Here is a 19,805-nt window from a genome sequence, read left to right as displayed (position 1 = left end):
TATTGTGTAAAGTGCAACTAAATTTTACTTTAATTCAATAATCGTAACGCCACTTCCGCCTTCCCCCATTCCACCGGGGTGACTAGTTTTAATACGGGGATGATTTTTAACAAACGCCTGCACGCCTGACCGCAACGCCCCGGTTCCTTTCCCATGAATGATCGATACCTTGTTGTAGCCCGCTAATAACACATCATCAATATATTTCTCTAGTTGAAGCAATGCATCTTCATAACGTTCCCCACGTAGATCAAGCTCTGGTTTCACATGATAGCTTGATCCTTTGACTGTTGCCAATGGTCGGATTTCTTGTTGTTTTTGCTTGCCGAGACGTTGTAAATCATTTCGCTTTACTTTTACCTTCATGATGCCGACCTGAACAAGATATTCATCGTCGCTAACTTTTTCCAAAACGGTTCCTTGTTGATTCACCGTTAATAATTTTATATCATCACCAGGCTGTAATGCTTGTTTTACTTGCCGATTTTCTTGCCGGTTTTGACTCGAGACCGCTTTAGATGAAAGATTTGGTTTGGCATCGTCAAGCATTTTTCTCGCTTCAATCCATTGATGCTCCTTCAAATCTGCACCATGCTTCATGGAACGAATTTCCTCAATAATTAATTCTGCTTCTTCGCGCGCCTGTTGCACCGCTTTTTCCGCCTTCGCTTCCGCCTTTTTATAAAGAGCCTCGCGTTTTTCTTCAAACTGTCGCCATTGTTGCTTCACGTCATCACGAAGTTTTTCGGTTTCCAACAATGTCTGATGCGCTGCCTCGTAATCTTTTTCAGCTTGAATTTGTGACTGCTCCAGTGATGCAATCATATTTTCCACACTTTTGGAATCAACACCAACAAGTTCCCTGGCATGATCAATGATCGCATCATGCAATCCGAGCCGTTTGGAAATTTCAAATGCATTACTTCGCCCCGGAACCCCAATTAGCAACCGGTACGTTGGCTGCAATGTTTCGACATTGAACTCAACGGAGGCATTAATCACGTTCTCTCTATTATACCCATAAGCCTTCAATTCAGGGTAATGGGTGGTGGCGATCACTCGGGCATGACGTGAGACAACTTCATCCAAAATGGCCATGGCCAGTGCCGCACCCTCTTGGGGATCGGTTCCGGCGCCAAGCTCATCAAATAACACCAATGTTTGATCATCAACCTGCTCCATAATGTTCACAATGTTGGTCATATGGGATGAAAAGGTACTCAAATTCTGCTCAATCGATTGTTCGTCTCCAATATCGGCAAAGACCTGTTTAAAAACAGCCAGTTCACATCCATCAAATGCTGGGATTTGCAGTCCAGATTGGGCCATTAATGTGCATAAGCCAACTGTTTTCAATGTCACTGTTTTCCCGCCGGTGTTTGGTCCGGTAATGACGATCGACGTATAAGATTCACCAATTTCGATATCATTCGCAACCACTTCATCAGCCGGAATTAATGGATGGCGTGCCTGTTGCATCTTAATGATGCCCTGATCATTGATTTTTGGCATGGCTGCTTTCATTTGGATTCCTAATTTGGCCCTAGCAAACATAAAGTCAATCTTTGCCAGTACATCGGTATTTGCTAATAAAAAGCTTTCTGCACCTGCAATGTGCCCGCTCAATTCCCGTAAAATGCGCTCGATCTCATGTTTTTCCCGACTTTTTGCCTCCTGCAGTTCATTGTTCATCTCAACCACTGCTTTTGGTTCCATGAATAGCGTTTGTCCAGAAGCCGACTGATCATGAACAATGCCACCGATTGCAGCCCGATATTCCTGTTTAACCGGCAGCACATACCGTTCATTTCGAATCGTAATCAATGCATCGGACAGCATCGTGCTTTTGGTCTTCGTATAATGATCCAATTTATCTCGAACTCTTGATTCATAGGTACGTATTGATGAACGGAGACCGCGTAACTTCTCGGAAGCACTATCCATAACATATCCATGATCATCAATACAGCTTTTGATTTGTCGCTCTAGCTCCCGTAATGGTGTAATCTGATCGACTAGTTCAGTAAGGATCGGTACTTCTTCCTCCAATTTTTCAATAAAGTCTTTGACTTGTCTGCCACCATAAATCGTATCCGCTACATCAAGACATTCACCTGTATTTAATACACCGCCAATCACACTTCGCTTAACACTGCCCCGAATATCGGAAATACCGCCAAGTGGAACAGTCACGTTCAGCCGTTCCACTTGGACTGCTTCATCCGTTTCCTGCTGCAGTATTTGAATTTCTTCCAATTCTGTGGCGGGTCTTAACTGTGCCGCAAGATCTTTTCCTAACGATGTTTGTGCCTGGTTACGTAATTGATCAAGAATTTTATGATATTCCATTACGCGAAGGATTCGTTCATTCATACCACTTACTACTCCTTTACCCGGAAGTTTAAAAATGCTCGTACTTCCCAGCTTGTCTAATTATCCCTTTATTACGATATAGATAGAGAACATGAACAAGATTATTTACCACGATTCATGAATTCCTGCAATTTCTCTTTATTCCACGTGTTGATAATCGTGTCTTTTTGCAGCCAGCCTTTTCTTGCCGTACCAACCCCATACGTCATATGTTCCAACATGTCAAAACTATGGGCATCGGTGTTAATGGCAATGGATACCCCAGCATCTTGTGCTTTTCGCACCCATTCGGCCGCTAGATCAAGGCGGTTTGGATTCGCATTAATTTCCAACGCTGTTCCCGTTTTTCCTGCACGAGTGATTAATTGATCCAAATCTACCGCATAACCATCCCGTCTGCCAATTAATCTGCCGGTTGGATGGGCGATTAGAGAGACATATGGGCAGTCCAGTGCAGTGTTTAATCGTTGCATGATTTGTTCTTTCGATTGACTAAAACTGGAATGAATCGCCGCAATGACAAAATCCATTTCTCGCAAAAACGCGTCATCAAAGTCCAGCGAAGCATCTGGTAATATATCCATTTCAACACCGGCAAACACATGAATATCGGTATATTTTTCATTCATCCGGTTTATTTCTTCCCGTTGTTTTCGTAAGCGCGTTTCATTAAGGCCGTTTGCCACCCGTAAAAATTTGGAATGGTCGGTAATAGCAATATACGCGTATCCCTTTTGACGTGCCTGATTAACCATTTCTTCAATCGATTGGGCGCCGTCACTCCATGTGGTATGCATATGCAAATCACCGCGGATATCGGCTAGCTTTACCAGCTTCATATCCTTATAATAGTCCGTTAACTCCCCTGTATTCTCCCTAATTTCGGGTGGGATAAAAGGCAAATCAAAATGGTCGAAAAAATCCTGTTCATCGTGAAAGGTTGCTATTTCCCCCGTTTCAGCATTTTCCACACCATACTCGTTGATTTTTTCTCCCTTGGTTTTTGCCAATTGCCGCATTGCCACATTATGGTCTTTGGAGCCAGTAAAATGATGTAATGTGGAAGCAAATTCTGCTGGTTCCACAATCCGAAAATCAACATTAATATCATACACATCATCAAGGGTTACCGAGACCTTTGTTTCCCCATTAGCAATGATGTCTTTTATATTTTCGATTTGCAGTAGTGCATCGCGAACATCCAGTGGCTTATTCGTTGCAATAATAAAATCAAGATCCTTTATTGTCTCCCGCATTCGGCGCAGACTTCCCGCTCGCGAAAAGCGTTCAATTGCAGGTATTTCTTGTAAATTGGCTTCGATTTGTTCAGCAAGCGGCAGCATCGTCGCAATCGGTAATCGTTCCGGCCGTTTGTTCGCATCTTCCAGCGCACGCAGGATTTTCTCTGCAGATTTTTTGCCAAATCCGGCAAGCTGTTCTACTTCTCCTGCCTCACACGCAGTTTTTAATGATGCTGCATCCGTTATTCCAAGTTCCTGATATAGTTTTGCCAGTTTCTTTCCACCCAGACCTGGCAAGTTTAACAGTGGAATCAAACCATCGGGGATTTCCTTTTCCAACTGCAGTAATGTTTCCGATTCCCCACGCTCTAAAAATTCATGAATAACGGCGCCAGTGCCTTTGCCAATTCCTTTTATTTTGGTCATATCATCTATTTCACTTAATGAACGATCATCTGTCTCCAGGGCTTGTGCTGCTTTGCGATAAGCAGAAACTTTAAAAGGATTTTCCCCTTTTAATTCCAAATAGACCGCTATTTTTTCCAGTAATCGTAATACATCTTTTTTATTATGTGTCATTTTGCTCACCTGCTTATCATCATAGCTTATGGACAGCTTCGTTAAAAATAAAAAGCTTCTTTTGTCATATTAACTGTGTATGCTCTTGGATCAATGTTTTACCGAATTCGGTTGATGTACATGCGCCCGGGTCGATGGTTTCTCGATTTCGGTTGATGTCCGTGATCACGGGTCGATGTTTTCTCTTTTTCGGTTGATGCCCGCATTCCAGGGTCGATGTTTTGCCAATTTCGGTGGATGTCCGTGATCCCTGGTCGATGTTTTCTCTTTTTCGGTTGATGCACACGCGCCCAGGTCGATGTTTTCTCGATCTCGGTTGATGTCCACGTGCTCCGGTCGATGGTTCCTCTTTTTCGGTTGATGTACACGTGCCCTGGCCGATGGTTCCTCTTTTTCGGTTGATGTCCGTGATCCCTGGTCAATGCTTTCTCTTTTTCGGTTGATGTCCGTGATCCCTGGTCAATGCTTTCTCTTTTTCGGTGGATGTCCGTGATCCCTGGTCGATGTTTTCTCTTTTTCGGTTGATGCACACGCGCCCAGGTCGATGTTTCCTCGATCTCGGTTGATGTCCACGCGCTCCGGTCGATGGTTCCTCGATCTCGGTTGATGTCTGTACTCTTATTAGTTGATTCAACCAATTGTCACAGCCGAAAGCAGCCAAACAAAAGACTGATTCGCCGGAGGTCTATACCAATTGTACATAAATTGAACGGTATATCCTGTCATGAGGAATCAGTCTCTTGAATGGATATGGTGATATGGATCCCATTACCCATGTTGTATTCCATTTAATTAAGACCGAAAAATCGATTTCCAATCCAATATGCTTTCTATTTTGGAAAACCATAAGTCTTTTAATTGACCAGATAATACCGGGGTATGTTCAACGATCAACCTGGCGATGAACGAATCACCGATCCATGACTGAACATTGCCTAACGGTGTTAAGGCCAGTATATATAAAATAACAAACAGTATCAGATATATTTCTACAAACCCAAGCACAGCACCCAATAGTCGATTGATCGAATGCAGTACGGGTAACTCTGCAACAAAATCCAGCATCGAAGCAATGATTTGTAAAACGATTTTTACTGCGAAAAAGATAATCGCAAAGGAAATCGCATTATAAAACGCGGCCTCCATCGGCTCAGACTGCAGGAATACCGCCCATGAACTGTCACTGGACAAGTCAGGATACGGAATCCAAAGGGAAAGCTTTGCTGCCAGGTTATCGTAGTATATTGCCGCGATAATAAAGGCAACGATAAAGCCAGCTAAATGAAAGACTTGCAGAATGAACCCTCGTTTTAGCCCCATGAAAAAGCCAAAAAGTAATAAAACAAGTAAAATCAGATCAACCATAATATTATTTTTCCTCTTTCCTATTTATTGAACCTAATAATTTAGCATATTCTTCTTTTAGTTTTAAGTACTCATTCATCGAATTTACGGCGGTTAATACAGCCAATTTTGCTGTGTCCAAATCTTTATTTGCAGCTTGAATCTCGTGCATTTTCTGATCCACCAGGCTGGCAACAAGACGTACATGGTGTGCTGGTTCCGTGCCAACAATGGTATAGGACTTATTATGTATTTCAACCGTTATCCGGGTTTTATCGTTCTGGGTCACATGGCTACCCCCTCAGAAAAAATTGTTCACTTTATCTTAACATGAAGGACGGCATTTAGGGAACTGAAACATTTAAGTTACTGTGCCAGTGCGACCTTGTAAAGAGCAGTATACATTACTTTAATTTATTGCGGAGAGGAAACGACCACTTGAAAACCCCTGATCCAACCATAGCTTGAATCAGGGGTTTCAACTTATGACCGTACATAAGCATCATATGTGTCATTAACTGCAGAAATAATTGTTTGATAGGATGCTTCTACCTCTTCATCCGTTAGTGTCCGCTCAGGATGCTGATAAAGCAAACGATAAGCGATTGACTTTTTCCCATCTGGCAAATGCTCGCCCGTGTAGACATCAAAGATTTGGCTATCCTTGACCAGGTCCTTTCCAGTTTGTTCAATCAGCGTCTTCACATTACCAGCCTTGACCTCGTCATCCAAAACAAAAGCGATATCACGAATCGTTGATGGATACTTCGGAATTGGCTGGTAGCCTGGAACATTTTTATGAGCAGTTAACACTTGCTCCAAATTAATGTCAAATACATATGTTTCCTGCAAATCCAGCTGTTTCGCAAGTTGTGGATGTACCTGGCCGAGAAATCCGATGACCTGTTCATGATGGACAATTGTTGCACATCGACCCGGGTGCATGTCAGGGATAGTTTCTTGCTCAAATGTCACTGGAAGTTGCAAATAATTAAACAAACCTTCAACAATCCCCTTGGCCACATAAAAATCAACAGCTTTCTTTTCCTGCTGCCATTCATGATCCAGCCATAAACCGGATAATACACCAGCTAAGCGCAACCGCTCATCAGGCTGCTTCGTTACTTGTTTCTCATCTGTGACAAAAATCGAACCCAATTCATAATACGCGATATCAGCCTGATTTCGCGCCATGTTATACGTGGCAACATGAAGTAATTCCGGAAGAAGGCTCAGCCGTAAATACTTATGATCCTCACTCATCGGCATGGAAAGCTGTACCGGTACCGGATTGTCTAATGCAATCTCCGGGCTGATCAGCTTCTGAATATAGGCATCACGAGTCAATGAATATGTGATTGTTTCCATCATCCCCATACCTTGCAGCAATTTTTTTACTTGCCGTTTCAAATACTGTCGTTGGGTTAATCCACCTGCTTGAGCGGCACCTTGTGGCAGGGTATATGGCAGATTATCATACCCGTAAATACGTGCGACCTCTTCCAGCATATCTTCAAAAATGGTGATATCTCCACGACGAGTAGGTACGTGTACATGGAAATGATCCTTCGTTTGTTCATATCCAAAACGCAACGTCTCCAGGATGCCGGCAACCTCCTCGGCAGTTATAGTTGTGCCGAGCCGTTTGTTGATTTCCTCTGTATCCATATCGATTTCTTTTTCGGTATAATCTAACGCGTCTACAATCACCGGTTGTTTTAGTACCTTGCCATTTGCATATTGTTCCAGAAGCTGACAGGCACGAACTCCTGCCCGATTTACTCGGTTTGGATCAACACCCTTTTCAAATCGGGTACTAGATTCACTGCGCAGGCCGGTTTTCTTTACCGTTGTTCGTACAGTCGCCGGATCAAAGTATGCCGCCTCCAGCAGGACCGTTCTCGTTGTCTCCGCTACTTCCGTATTGGCACCACCCATAACACCGGCAAGCGCCACGGGTTCCTTCCCATTTGTAATAACCAGGTTTTGCGGTGACAATACCCGCTCCTGTCCGTCTAATGTCACCATGGACTCATTTTCCATGGCACGACGAACGACAATCTCCTTCGTGCCCAAACGATCATAATCAAACGCATGTAATGGTTGTCCGTATTCGAGCAGGACATAGTTGGTAATGTCCACCACATTATTGATCGGACGAATTCCTGCCGCCATTAAATAATTCCGCATCCACAGTGGCGCTGGTTTTATTTCAATGTCTTTTACAATAAATGCGCCATAATATGGGGCTAAGTCCGGTGCATCCACCTGGACAGCTATAGATGACGTAGCAGCCTCGTCTATTGGTGATACGGTTTCTTCAGGCAACTGGAGCGGCTGATTTAAGATTGCGGCTGCCTCATAGGCAACTCCCATCATATTAAGACAATCCGCCCGGTTCGGCGTCAGATCGAAATCCAGCACAGCATCGTCGAGATTAAGCAGTGACGTGACATCCTGGCCAATTGCTGTATCTTCCGGAAAAACAAAAATACCATCTGCGACATCCTTAGGTACATACTTTTCTTGAATTCCCAACTCCTGCAAGGAACAGATCATGCCGTTGGATTCGATGCCCCTTAGCTTTACCCGTTTAATTTTGACGTTGCCAGGCAATACGGCACCAGGTTTCGCTACAGCCACTTTTTGCCCTTGTTTGACATTTGGCGCACCGCAAATAATTTGCAGCAGTTCCCCATCGCCTATGTCGACTTGACACAAATTTAATTTATCGGCATTTGGATGTGGCCCACATTCCGTAACAAATCCTACGACAACATTTTTACTCGGTTTGGCGATATATTCGATGCCATCTACTTCAATGCCGCTTTTGGTAATCTTCTCCGCTAGCTCGTTCGTTGATAAATGTGTAATATCAACATAATTTTTTAACCAATTTAATGAAACTAACACGATTCTTCCTCCTTACGCTTGATGAAACTGTTTTAAAAATCGTTTATCGTTTGTGTAAAATTGACGAATATCGCCAATCCCGTACTTCAGCATCGCAATCCGATCTGGGCCCATTCCGAAAGCAAACCCCGTGTAAATACTTGGATCGTACCCAGCCATTTCTAATACATTCGGGTGCACCATGCCTGCCCCAAGAATTTCAATCCAGCCAGATCCTTTACAAACGGAACAGCCCTCTCCATGACAGACTTTGCAAGAAATATCCATTTCGACAGATGGCTCCGTAAATGGAAAGAAACTTGGCCGTAATCGAATTTCCCGATCGGCACCAAACATTTTTTTCGCAAATCCATCCAATACCCCTTTCAGGTCACTCATACGAACATCTTTATCTACATAGAGTCCTTCAATTTGGGTAAATTGATGGGAGTGGGTGGCATCATCCGTATCTCGGCGATATACCTTACCAGGACAAATCATCTTCACGCCTTTGTTACCCTTGTATTCGCGCATGGTACGTGCTTGAACTGGAGACGTATGGGTGCGCATTAATAATTCATTGGTAATATAAAATGTATCTTGCATGTCACGAGCCGGGTGATTTTTTGGCAGGTTTAATGCTTCAAAGTTAAAATAGTCCGTTTCAACTTCCGGACCTTCGCGTACTTCAAATCCCATCCCAATGAACAGATCTTCAATTTCTTCAATGATACTTGTCAGTAAATGCGGGCCGCCCGTCTTTACTGGTCGTCCTGGTAACGTGACATCAATCGTTTCTGATGCAAGCTGTTTTTCCAGGGCAAGGTGTTCAAGTGTTTCTTTCTTCTCCTCAATAGCTGCGGTGATCGATTCTCGAACCCGATTGGCGATCTCACCAACGACCGGACGTTCTTCCTTTGATAAACTGCCCATACCTTTTAAAATTCCGGTAATGGACCCTTTCTTTCCTAAATAAGTGACCCGAATGGATTGTAATTCTTTCTGGTCATTCGTCTCTTGTATACGCGCCAATGCTTCTGTTTGCAGTGACTCCAATTGCTCTTTCATTCATACATCCTCCTTGTGATCTAGTTGCGCGCGGGCCAGCGACTTCTGTCATAGTCATTGACACTCCAAACGCCATCGTTCGGGCGTTCTGCGGTCTCTTGACTATGCCCGCGTCGTTAAACGGCCCGCTGCACGTTTCTAAATAAAAAACCCCGCCCCCTATAAAAAGGGACGAGGCTTTGGTTTCGCGGTACCACCCTTGTTGACATAAAAAAAACATATGTCCAACTCAAAATCATGATAACGGATGTACATCCGGTATACCTTTACTCATCGTTTCATGAGGTCCAAGTACCAGCTCCAGAGTGAAATTGTAACAACGAAACAGCAGAAATGCTTTCAGTCTAGGCATTTCCTCCCTGCGGCCATTTTAAATGTTTGTAACAAGCTCCTTCATTGCTATCGTTTTATTCATTTTCATTCGAGTAACCAGTTATCGTGCAAATTTCTTTTATTATAGTCAAAAAACGCACATCTTGCAACACTTACCCCTGCAAATAATACATAAAAATACCTGCTGCGATACTGGCGTTTAATGATTCGGCCTTTCCATAGATTGGAATAGTAACCCGAAAGTCTGCCAACTGAAGGACATCTTCACTGATACCAGCGCCCTCGTTGCCAACAATTAATGCAATTTTGTTTGAAGGGGTCAATTCAGTATATACCGTAGCCTTCGATAAAGCCGATGCCCAAACTGTAAATCCTTCTTCCTGTAAGTCAGGAATTTTTGTCATGAGATCTGCTTGAAAAATTGGCATATGAAATATAGATCCCTGTGTGGAACGGATCACTTTTTCATTATAAACATCCACCGTATTATTTCCTAAAATTACCGCATCAAAGCCAGCAGCATCAGCCGTACGAATCATTGTTCCCAGATTTCCTGGATCCTGCAGGGAATCGACCAGGAGCAACTTTTCGAAAATTCCCGCTTCATGCTCTTTCATCTTTACTACTGCAGCAATTCCTTGCGGTGTCTTTGTACTGGAAATATGGTTCATCACCGCAGAAGAGACAAGCGAATACGGGTATCCCTTTGCAACGTCAGGAACAGTTATCCCATCCTGTATAATCAGTTCAGCCAATTCCCAATCACTTGCACAAGCTTCCTCAATCAGGTGAAAGCCCTCCACTAAAAAAGCATGTGTCTCTACCCGACTTTTCTTTTTTCTTAATTTGTTCCATTGTTTTACTTTATCATTATGTATCGACGTAATCATTTCACTGCTCCTTATGTTCCGCGGCTTTTCTTTCATCATACATACTTTCTCATCTTCTGGTCAAACTATAATGCAAACTACACAATGAGGTGATTGGATTGGATTTGAATTTACGAAAAGCCATTCTAACCAATATTGCATCAAACGATCAGGAACAGCTAAACGATACGATTGTTGATGCCATTCAAAATGGTGAAGAAAAAATGCTTCCCGGTTTAGGTGTGCTGTTTGAATTGATTTGGAAACAATCGAACCAAGAGGAAAAACAAGAAATGGTCAACAGTTTGGAACAAGGCGTGAAAGAAGCTACGAATTGATGTCTTAAAAGTTATCCATCGTCTAGTAATGTTGTCAAAGTCATTCCGTAAAGATGCAAGTCTTCACGGAATGACTGTCTGCTTTAGAGGAGGTTTTACAACTTTCGACAAAAAATGATTCTTAAGTCATGGTGATTTCTCCACTTCTCCCCTTTGTACGTCCACACCCTCCCATATTTCGCTAATTTTTCCAATAACATAGTTCTTTAGTCTTGTTAACTTTTCTTTTATTCCACATAAAAACAGGAAACATGGAATTCTTTTTCTTTCCTATTTGACCAATGTTTTCAAGCATGATATATAATTATTCGTAGTATAGTTGTTATTAAGCTTTGTTCTTAATAATATAGTTTAGAAGAATGAATACGGGGGAGGAATTTGTTACATGGACGAGATGCAAAATGGAGAACCCAAAAGAAAAGGGATTTCCAAGAAAGTCATTGCCATTATCGTGGTGGCCGTTTTGCTTATAGGTGGCGGTGTTGCCGCGTATGCGCTATTAACCGGCACGGATAAAGCGCAATACTTTAAAGCGGAACAGAGCACCATCACATTTATGCAAGACCAATTTACCAAACGATATGAACCTGAAATCGACTGGAGTAAACAAGCCCGGGAAAATCCGACTGAAACAACATTTGATTTGTCAGGGGAAATCAATCAAGCTGGCGGCTATGGGCTGATGGACCCACAGCAAATGATAAATAACGCTACACTTAGCCTGACAGCACAAACCGATCTGAACAAGAAACAACTGATTACCAATATGAAAGCAAACGTTGGCGGCATGGAAATCAAGGATATGAGCTTTTACCTTGATGCCGATCAGCTAAGAGTGGGTCTGCCATTTCTTGACGAATCCTTGCAAATAAAAGACAAAGATATCGGTAGTTTATTGCATGAAGCAGATCCAACGTTTCCTGAAGGTGAAACACTTAATTTTGATACTTTCTTTGAATTAGTAAAAGGACTTTCTGAAAAGGATCGTGACTACCTGAAGGAAGAATACATGACCGCAATTTATAAAGATTTACCAGAAGATGCGTTTGAATCCACAAAGGAAACCATTAAAGTGGATGACAAGAATTTTGATACGAAGAAATTGACGTTCCATCTTACGGAACAAGAAACAAAAGATATTCTCGTATCAATTCTGGAAAAGGTACAAAATGACAAAAAGCTACAAAAAATAGTGAAAGAACAAATGGAAATCCGGTTTTTTGGTATTAATCCAACCGCATTGGATGTTGATTTCAAGGAAAGTTTGGATGATTTATTTGGCAAAGAGCTTGATGAAGCAATCGAGGACGTCAAGGATTCCCGCATTCCACATGGATTGACATCGATCATTTGGGTGAAAAATGACCTGATTGTAAAACGTGATTTTAGTATTGGTGCCGGCAGCAGTAAAGACAATATCCAAACACTTACTGTAAAGGGAACCCACCTGTTAAGTGATACAACACAAAAATTCGATTACACAATCACAGGTGGAGACGACATTCAAAAGGAAGCCGTCACACTTAATGGGGATTTATCATGGAAAGATAATAAAGCAAACGATTCTATTAAACTCGTAATGGACGAAGGAGAACTTTCCTATACGAGCACGGAAGAATTAAAGAATGATAAACGCAACTTTGAGCGTGAATTCTCCGTATCCGGCCCTGGGGCTGAATCCTACAGTCTTCATTGGGCAGGCGACGCTTCCTATGATCATGATAAAATGAACTCAGAAAATACATTTTCGCTTGACGCACCTGGAATTAATCAAGACGCATTCAGCCTTCATGTTGCCAAAGATGCGAAAACGATTAAAGAAGTGAAAACGCCTGATAATTCAAATGTCAAAGATCTAGGGAGCATGTCTGTCAATGAAATCATGGACTACGTTGAAACAGATGTGATGCCACAATACCAGCAATGGATAATGGGGATCTTAGGTAACGGCGGCGGACTTAATGGCCTTTAAGAACGTTTAAAACGGATCAGGCCTGTTCGAAGGAAGTGATCACATGGTTTTTCTGAAGCATATTCTATTATTTATGCAACAAAATGGTAAGAAACTGCGGAGGAAGTGGTTATCACTTCCTCTTCTTTTGCTTTTTCCAATTATCATCGTTGTGTTAAGTGCTGCCATCCTGGCATCCTTCATGGATCAAGATGATGCAGAGCCGATTCAAGTCGGGTTAGTCGATCTGGATCAGTCCAAGGAAACGCAACTGGTTGTGAAGTTAATTGAGGAATCAAGCCAATTAGGTAGTTATATCGCAATTCATGCATTATCTAACGAGGAAGCTGTTCAACAATTAAAGCAAAATAAATTAAGTGGATACATAACTTTTCCCAAAGGATTTACTAGTGACTTATATGAGGGGCATTCGGTAACCATCCCAATAACCGGGAATCCGGATAAGCGCACAGATAGTTATATCATCAATGAGCTGATGGAGAGTGTTTCGCGACATATTCGTGCCGCCCAAGCCAACATTTTAACCATCAACTACTACTTAAAACAATTACCGATCACAGTAGAAGAACGAAATGATCTTGTTTTTGACCAGTTTACCAGCTTTATCTTTTATACAATTGGGAAAGACAAAATTTTACAAGAAGAAGAAGTGACCAATCAGGCAACAAGCTCACCAGTACACTATTACTCGCTAGCAAGCTGGTTTATCATCACGACTATTTGGCTAATTGCTTTCTTTTCGATACTAAGCGATGATGAGCCCGAGCGTATGGATCAACGGATGCGGTTATACGGTGTAACCGGACTACAGCGGCTAGTAGCCAAAATGCTGATATCCTTGATGGTGACCATGATTTTCAGCCTGTTCGTACTTATTTTGCTACAACATCTTTTGGATATTAATCTGGACGGGGAAGATTACCGACGAATTGCCATCCTTACCCTTTTATATAGTTTCACCTTTTTATTAGGTTTAGCTATGATTGAAACATGGATAAAATCAGCAAAACTAAGGCTGCTCATCCAATCACTATTTACGTTGGCTACACTGCTAGTTAGCGGTGCTATTGTACCCGTATTGTATTTTCCGGTGTATATCCAATCGTATTTGTCCTACAGTTTTGCTAGTCAAGCCTTTCAGTGGCTGCAGGAAATCATCTTAAATGAACGACTGTATGCAGATTATCTGCCGCTGGCACTCCTGTGTGCCTCAGGAATGTTTATCCTTATAGCCAGTTCGTTGTGGAAGGAGCGGAAGAAATCATGAACGCCATCATGAAAACCCGGCTAATGCATTGGAAGAAACATTGGCTCGCACTTATTTTTTGGCTCTTTATTCCTCTTGCAGCGACGGTTGGTACGATCACGATGACGAATACAATAACTTCCGATAGTAACATCCCGGTTGGCGTCGTGATGAAAGACGAATCAAAAGCAGCAAGCGAATTATTGCAGGAGATTAAGTCAACACCTTTCATCGATGTACACCTGCTCCACGAGAATGATGCGCTATCCGAATTAAAAAAACATCAGCTGGACAGTGTATTTGTTATCCGTGATGGCTTTGAAGCAGAACTTGATCACGGTGGGCGGAATCAGTTACTCACAAGCTATCAATCTGACCTATCGTTCGCTTATACACCGGTAAGAGAAATGATTCTGTCCTATATCCAGCAGGAAACAGGAAGAATGAAAGCTGCCCGTACCGTTCTGGAACTGGCTGATTCATATACGTCATCCGAGAAATGGACACAAGATGAAATTATCACCAAGGCCAAAGAGGTGCAATCAACAGAAGATCTGTTACATACATCGTTTTCCTTTGGAGAGAATCCATCAGCTTCCACAGATTCTGTCAGCATGGTAAATACATGGGGAATCTGGTGTGTGTTTACCCTGTTATCCACGCTCATGCTGTTTGACTGGGTCATTCACGAAAAGCATGCAAGTGTAACAACCCGGTTTGCGTTTGTACGCTATTCGTTTAAACATTATCTCATCCTGAATTTCTGTGTCTATACAGTTGTATGTTTTATCATCGATTTGATCACATTAAGCGTATTTTGGGGACTGTTTCGTGAACATATTTCCATTTGGAACATGATAGCTTTTCGATTGCTGTTAAATATGGCGGCCTTCTTGTTCGCAAACCTGTTTAAACACCCCTTTTATTATTACACAACTGCATTTGCCCTGACCCTTATCTTTGCCATTGGCAGTGGTGCCGTTATCCCCGTCACCGGGTTGACGAATAAATGGCCATGGATGGAAATGCTTAACCCCCTCCAGCCATTTCTCAGCGGCAAAGCCTGGAACTTTTCATCCTGGATTATTTTGCTGCTGGCACTGCTCTGGTATTGCAGAAAGGAGAAATATCATGCTTCACGTTAACCAATTACAAAAACGCTATGGTAAAAAACAGATATTGGATAACATTACTTTTTCCGCTAATCGCGGAGAAGTGATTGGGCTCGTAGGCGAAAATGGCGCAGGGAAGTCAACCTTGCTAAACATGCTGGCTACCCTTGCCCAGCCAAGTGCAGGATCCATCGTATTTAATCAGCTAAACTATCAGGACAATCGAAAAAAAGTCCGTAAACAAATCGGTTTTGTTCCTCAGGATATTGCTGTCTGGGACGAATTCAGTGTGGAAGAAAACATGGTTTTTTTCGAAAAATTATCATGGAAAAAGAAAAGTAAGGATGCATTGCGTAATCTATGCCTTGATGTGAATTTGGATAAGTGGAAAGAACCGGTTAAAACATTATCTGGCGGAATGAAGCGAAAATTAAACTTGGCAATCACCCTGATCCACGACCCACAATTGCTATTATTGGACGAACCGACCGCTGGAATTGATTTAAAATCGCGCAAAGAAATTGGCACCTATTTACAGAAACAAGCAACAGAACGTGACAAGCTGATCATGTATACCTCCCACGATATGGATGAAATTATTAATATCTGTGACCGCATCTACTGCATTGGCCGTGACCCATTTTATTACCAACTATTGCGGAATGCCGGAAAGGACGTTATCAAAATTTGAGTATGAAAAAAGAATAGGTATAATAAGATAACTCCCTGGAACTGCGATGTCGCGTTCTAAGGGAGTTCGTTTATCCTTAACGGACATTTTTGAGTTAGTGCTGAAAAAGTGAAATAGATTGGTTTTGAAAACATCTGCATCTCGCACGTTTTGGGTCTGCTCCCGCACGTTTTGGATCTGCTCTTGCACGTTTCAAGCCTGCTGCCGCACGTTTCACACAATTCACAAAGGCATTGTAACTCCGATACCTGAGACCTTAGCCTTTATTTATTTCTTTATATAGATTCAAATACATCTGCACGTTGGTATATCTTCAAATTCTAATGAAATATGTTTTAATCTACACGAAATGCATTTAAAGTGATAAAATAGGAAAAAGTTAAAAACTTTTAGAGATAGAATTTTTAGAAAGAAGGAATCAAAATGGCAGAATTACGTAGTGATATGATCAAAAAAGGTATCGACCGCGCACCCCACCGAAGCTTACTTCATGCTGCAGGAGTAAAAACAAGAGACTTGGACAAACCATTTATCTTAGTGGTCAATTCTTACATAGATATCGTTCCAGGACATGTTCATTTACAAGAATTCGGAAAAATCGTAAAAGAAGCGATTCGCGAAGCAGGTGGAATCCCATTTGAAATGAATACAATTGGTGTGGATGATGGAATTGCCATGGGACATATTGGGATGAGATATTCGTTACCTAGCCGTGAGCTTATCGCTGACTCGGTTGAAACGGTAGCGAATGCACATTGGTTTGATGGAATGGTTTGTATTCCTAACTGTGACAAAATCACTCCGGGGATGCTACTAGGGGCATTGCGTGTTAATATTCCATCCATATTTGTCAGCGGAGGCCCGATGAAAGCAGGAACGGATAGTGCAGGCAATCCCCTTTCCCTTTCATCCGTATTTGAAGGAGTAGGTGCCTATCAAGCTGGACAAATTGATGACGCTAGATTACTAGAACTAGAACAAAACGCTTGTCCTACTTGTGGATCATGTTCTGGAATGTTTACTGCAAACTCGATGAACTGTCTCGCTGAAGGCATCGGATTGGCACTTCCTGGGAACGGTACAATCTTAGCTGTTTCTGAAGATCGGAAAGACTTCGTTCGAAAATCGGCGAAACAATTAATGGAATTGATTAAAATGGATAGAAAACCACGTGACATTGTTACAAAAGAAGCGATTGATAATGCATTCGCACTAGATATGGCAATGGGTGGTTCAACTAATACGGTATTACATACGTTAGCGATGGCGCAAGAAGCAGAAGTGGATTACCCAATCGAGCGAATTAATGAAGTAGCGAATCGCGTTCCACATTTAGCAAAGGTGGCACCAGCATCCGATTATCACATAGAGGATGTTCATCGTGCCGGCGGAATCCCCGCCATTATTCATGAACTGCTTAAGAAGCCTGGTGCCTTTAATGGAGATTGTCTCAGTGTTTCCGGTAAAACAATTGGAGAAACAGTTAAAGATGCGGAAATTCTGGATGAAAATGTCATTCATCCATTAGATAACCCACACTCAGAACGTGGTGGACTTTCTGTTTTGTTTGGAAACCTGGCTCCCAACGGATCGATTATCAAAGTAGGCGCCGTAGATCCCGAAGTTGGCGGGTATCACCGTGGGCCTGCCATTTGCTTTGATTCACAAGAGGACGCACTTGAAGGAATTAATGCAGGCAAGGTAAAAGAAGGACACGTCGTTGTGATTCGCTATGAAGGCCCTAAAGGCGGACCAGGAATGCCAGAAATGCTTGCGCCAACTTCCCAAATTGTTGGTCGTGGTTTAGGTGCAAAGGTTGGCTTAATCACAGATGGACGTTTCTCAGGCGCATCACGAGGTATTTCGATCGGTCACATCTCTCCAGAAGCTGCGGAGGGTGGTCCAATTGCATTTATAGAAGATGGCGACATGATTGAACTTGATTTAACTAACCGTACCATTAATTTGGAAATTTCCGATGAGGCATTTGATAAACGAAAAGCAAATTGGCAAGGCTTTGAACCTAAAGTGAAAAAGGGTTGGCTTGGACGCTATTCCAAACTCGTAACTTCTGCTAATACAGGTGGGGTTATGAAAATATAAGAAGAAGAAAACATTGCCCAGAGAAATATCTGAGCAATGTTTTTTATGACAGTGTCTCCACATTATCTCTTTAAAAAAGAAAGTATTGCCACAACAAACATTTGCGGGTAAACTATAGTTAACAAGGGGGATCTATCATGGAAATTAGAGATGTACAAACCTTCATGCAATACATATTATCAGCGAATCAATCAACTCCCTACAGCTCCCCTATGGCGGATTTACCATTTAAACAAATGCTGCAGGAAAAGATGAATCAGGCTGCATTATCGAATCACCCAATACATTCCTATACAGATCCGACAGCCCAATCAATGCCTAACGCCTACATGTCAACACCCGCTTCTGCAACAACCGCAGCGACAGGGGATATCCAATCGATGATAGCAAATACGGCAGAAAAATTCGGCATCGATCCAAAACTGATTGATTCGATCATTAAAATGGAATCCAATTATAATCCAAATGCAAAAAGCGATGCAGGTGCCCAGGGGCTGATGCAACTGATGCCTGGAACTGCACGCAGTCTTGGCGTTACAAATCCATATGATGCCCAGCAGAATATGGAAGGTGGAACAAAATATTTAGCCGAAATGCTTCAACGTTATAATGGTAATCTGGAATTAGCAATTGCTGCTTACAATGCTGGACCTGGGAACGTTGATAAATATCAGGGGATTCCTCCATTTAACGAAACACAAAATTATGTAAAAAATGTTCTAAATAACTATTTGGCCTAAAGTCGCCTAGTATGAAATTGGCAACAGGATCGAACCTGTTGCCAATTTTTTTATCCAAAAATAATCTCATTCACTTTGTCACGATCCAACTTTTTGATTACTTCTACAATCAGCTTTACGGCATTTTCAAAATCGTCACGGTGTAAAATAGCGGCATGAGAATGGATATACCGGGTTGCTATCGTGATGGATAGCGCTGGTACACCATTGGCTGTCAAATGAATCGAGCCTGAGTCCGTTCCACCACCGGCGATCGATGTATACTGATATGGAATATGCTGTTCATCTGCTGTATCAACAACAAGATCGCGAACACCTTTATGGGAAACCATCGATGCATCATATAATACGAGCTGCGGACCCTTACCAAGCTCGCTGTCAGCATCTTTGTCAGACACTCCTGGCGTATCCCCTGCAATACCAACATCCACAGCAAAACCAATATCCGGCATAATGGTATGAGTCGCTGTCTTTGCTCCGCGTAAACCGACCTCTTCTTGAACGTTACCAACACCATAAACGATATTCGGGTGGTTGACGTCTTTTAACTGTTTTAGTACTTCAATCGCAATAGCACAACCGATTCGATTGTCCCACGCCTTGGCCAACAGCATTTTTTCATTCTTTAACTGGGTAAATTCAAAATAAGGAACAATCGAATCACCAGGTCGAACGCCAAAATCGCTTGCTTCTTCCTTGCTAGATGCACCAATATCAATGAACATATCCTTGATTTCGATCGGCTTTTTACGTGCTTCTGCTGATAAAATGTGTGGTGGCTTTGAACCGATTATCCCGGTCACATCCCCTTTTGCAGTCATTATTGTCACCCGTTGGGCAAGCATTACCTGACTCCACCAGCCACCGGTAGTCTGGAAGTAAAGATAGCCTTGATCATCAATCC

General features: G+C 42.3%; 16 protein-coding genes. 7 read left to right on the top strand and 9 right to left on the bottom strand.

The annotated features are described in order from the left end of the window. Positions 1-24 precede the first annotated feature (24 nt). The 8 genes from WMZ97_RS09350 to WMZ97_RS09315 all read right to left on the bottom strand — a co-directional run bounded on the left by WMZ97_RS09350 (position 25) and on the right by WMZ97_RS09315 (position 10,720). The gene (locus WMZ97_RS09350; protein ID WP_343271819.1) at positions 25-2,373 is read right to left on the bottom strand and encodes an endonuclease MutS2; all 2,349 of its coding nucleotides are present in this window, start codon (positions 2,371-2,373) and stop codon (positions 25-27) included. Positions 2,374-2,474: 101 nt separating this feature from the next. Further along, positions 2,475-4,193, bottom strand: coding sequence for a DNA polymerase/3'-5' exonuclease PolX (gene polX, locus WMZ97_RS09345; protein ID WP_343271818.1), 1,719 nt, complete (start codon positions 4,191-4,193; stop codon positions 2,475-2,477). A 98-nt stretch (positions 4,194-4,291) separates the two neighbouring features. Next, complete coding sequence (locus WMZ97_RS09340; RefSeq protein ID WP_343271817.1) at positions 4,292-4,831, bottom strand: hypothetical protein; 540 nt, start codon at positions 4,829-4,831, stop codon at positions 4,292-4,294. A 154-nt stretch (positions 4,832-4,985) separates the two neighbouring features. Next, positions 4,986-5,558: a CvpA family protein gene (locus WMZ97_RS09335; RefSeq protein ID WP_343271816.1), complete on the bottom strand. Its 573-nt coding sequence runs from the start codon at positions 5,556-5,558 to the stop codon at positions 4,986-4,988. A 4-nt stretch (positions 5,559-5,562) separates the two neighbouring features. After that, the gene (gene zapA, locus WMZ97_RS09330; RefSeq protein WP_343271815.1) at positions 5,563-5,826 is read right to left on the bottom strand and encodes a cell division protein ZapA; all 264 of its coding nucleotides are present in this window, start codon (positions 5,824-5,826) and stop codon (positions 5,563-5,565) included. 194 nt (positions 5,827-6,020) lie between these two features. Next, the gene (gene pheT / locus WMZ97_RS09325; RefSeq protein ID WP_343271814.1) at positions 6,021-8,450 is read right to left on the bottom strand and encodes a phenylalanine--tRNA ligase subunit beta; all 2,430 of its coding nucleotides are present in this window, start codon (positions 8,448-8,450) and stop codon (positions 6,021-6,023) included. Positions 8,451-8,462: 12 nt separating this feature from the next. Beyond that, the gene (gene pheS / locus WMZ97_RS09320) at positions 8,463-9,497 is read right to left on the bottom strand and encodes a phenylalanine--tRNA ligase subunit alpha (RefSeq protein ID WP_343271813.1); all 1,035 of its coding nucleotides are present in this window, start codon (positions 9,495-9,497) and stop codon (positions 8,463-8,465) included. A 485-nt stretch (positions 9,498-9,982) separates the two neighbouring features. After that, positions 9,983-10,720, bottom strand: coding sequence for a TrmH family RNA methyltransferase (locus WMZ97_RS09315; RefSeq protein ID WP_343271812.1), 738 nt, complete (start codon positions 10,718-10,720; stop codon positions 9,983-9,985). Positions 10,721-10,818: 98 nt separating this feature from the next. On the opposite strand from WMZ97_RS09315, the gene sspI reads away from it, so the two are divergent. The 7 genes from sspI to WMZ97_RS09280 all read left to right on the top strand — a co-directional run bounded on the left by sspI (position 10,819) and on the right by WMZ97_RS09280 (position 18,901). Further along, positions 10,819-11,037, top strand: coding sequence for a small acid-soluble spore protein SspI (gene sspI / locus WMZ97_RS09310; RefSeq protein WP_343271811.1), 219 nt, complete (start codon positions 10,819-10,821; stop codon positions 11,035-11,037). Positions 11,038-11,422: 385 nt separating this feature from the next. After that, positions 11,423-13,009, top strand: a complete 1,587-nt coding sequence (locus tag WMZ97_RS09305; RefSeq protein WP_343271810.1) for a DUF6583 family protein — start codon at positions 11,423-11,425, stop codon at positions 13,007-13,009. Between the two features lie 43 nt (positions 13,010-13,052). Further along, positions 13,053-14,276, top strand: a complete 1,224-nt coding sequence (locus tag WMZ97_RS09300) for an ABC transporter permease (protein ID WP_343271809.1) — start codon at positions 13,053-13,055, stop codon at positions 14,274-14,276. Continuing rightward, positions 14,273-15,400: an ABC transporter permease gene (locus tag WMZ97_RS09295; RefSeq protein ID WP_343271808.1), complete on the top strand. Its 1,128-nt coding sequence runs from the start codon at positions 14,273-14,275 to the stop codon at positions 15,398-15,400. Before WMZ97_RS09300 ends, WMZ97_RS09295 begins: the two co-directional genes overlap by 4 nt. After that, positions 15,387-16,058: an ABC transporter ATP-binding protein gene (locus WMZ97_RS09290; RefSeq protein WP_343271807.1), complete on the top strand. Its 672-nt coding sequence runs from the start codon at positions 15,387-15,389 to the stop codon at positions 16,056-16,058. Before WMZ97_RS09295 ends, WMZ97_RS09290 begins: the two co-directional genes overlap by 14 nt. Positions 16,059-16,481: 423 nt before the next feature. Continuing rightward, positions 16,482-18,161, top strand: a complete 1,680-nt coding sequence (gene ilvD, locus WMZ97_RS09285) for a dihydroxy-acid dehydratase (RefSeq protein WP_343271806.1) — start codon at positions 16,482-16,484, stop codon at positions 18,159-18,161. A gap of 137 nt (positions 18,162-18,298) precedes the next feature. Continuing rightward, entirely contained in the window at positions 18,299-18,901 is a 603-nt protein-coding gene (locus WMZ97_RS09280; RefSeq protein WP_343271805.1) for a lytic transglycosylase domain-containing protein, read from the top strand. A gap of 50 nt (positions 18,902-18,951) precedes the next feature. Here WMZ97_RS09280 and WMZ97_RS09275 read toward each other — a convergent pair. Then, on the bottom strand, positions 18,952-19,805 hold an 854-nt coding region (locus tag WMZ97_RS09275), incomplete at its 5' end, for a M42 family metallopeptidase (RefSeq protein ID WP_343271804.1).

The organism is Lentibacillus songyuanensis (assembly GCF_039548255.1).
Taxonomy (GTDB): domain Bacteria; phylum Bacillota; class Bacilli; order Bacillales; family Amphibacillaceae; genus Lentibacillus_C; species Lentibacillus_C songyuanensis.
The sequence above is the reverse complement of the archived record's forward strand: the minus strand, read 5'-3'. Positions and strand labels throughout refer to the sequence as shown.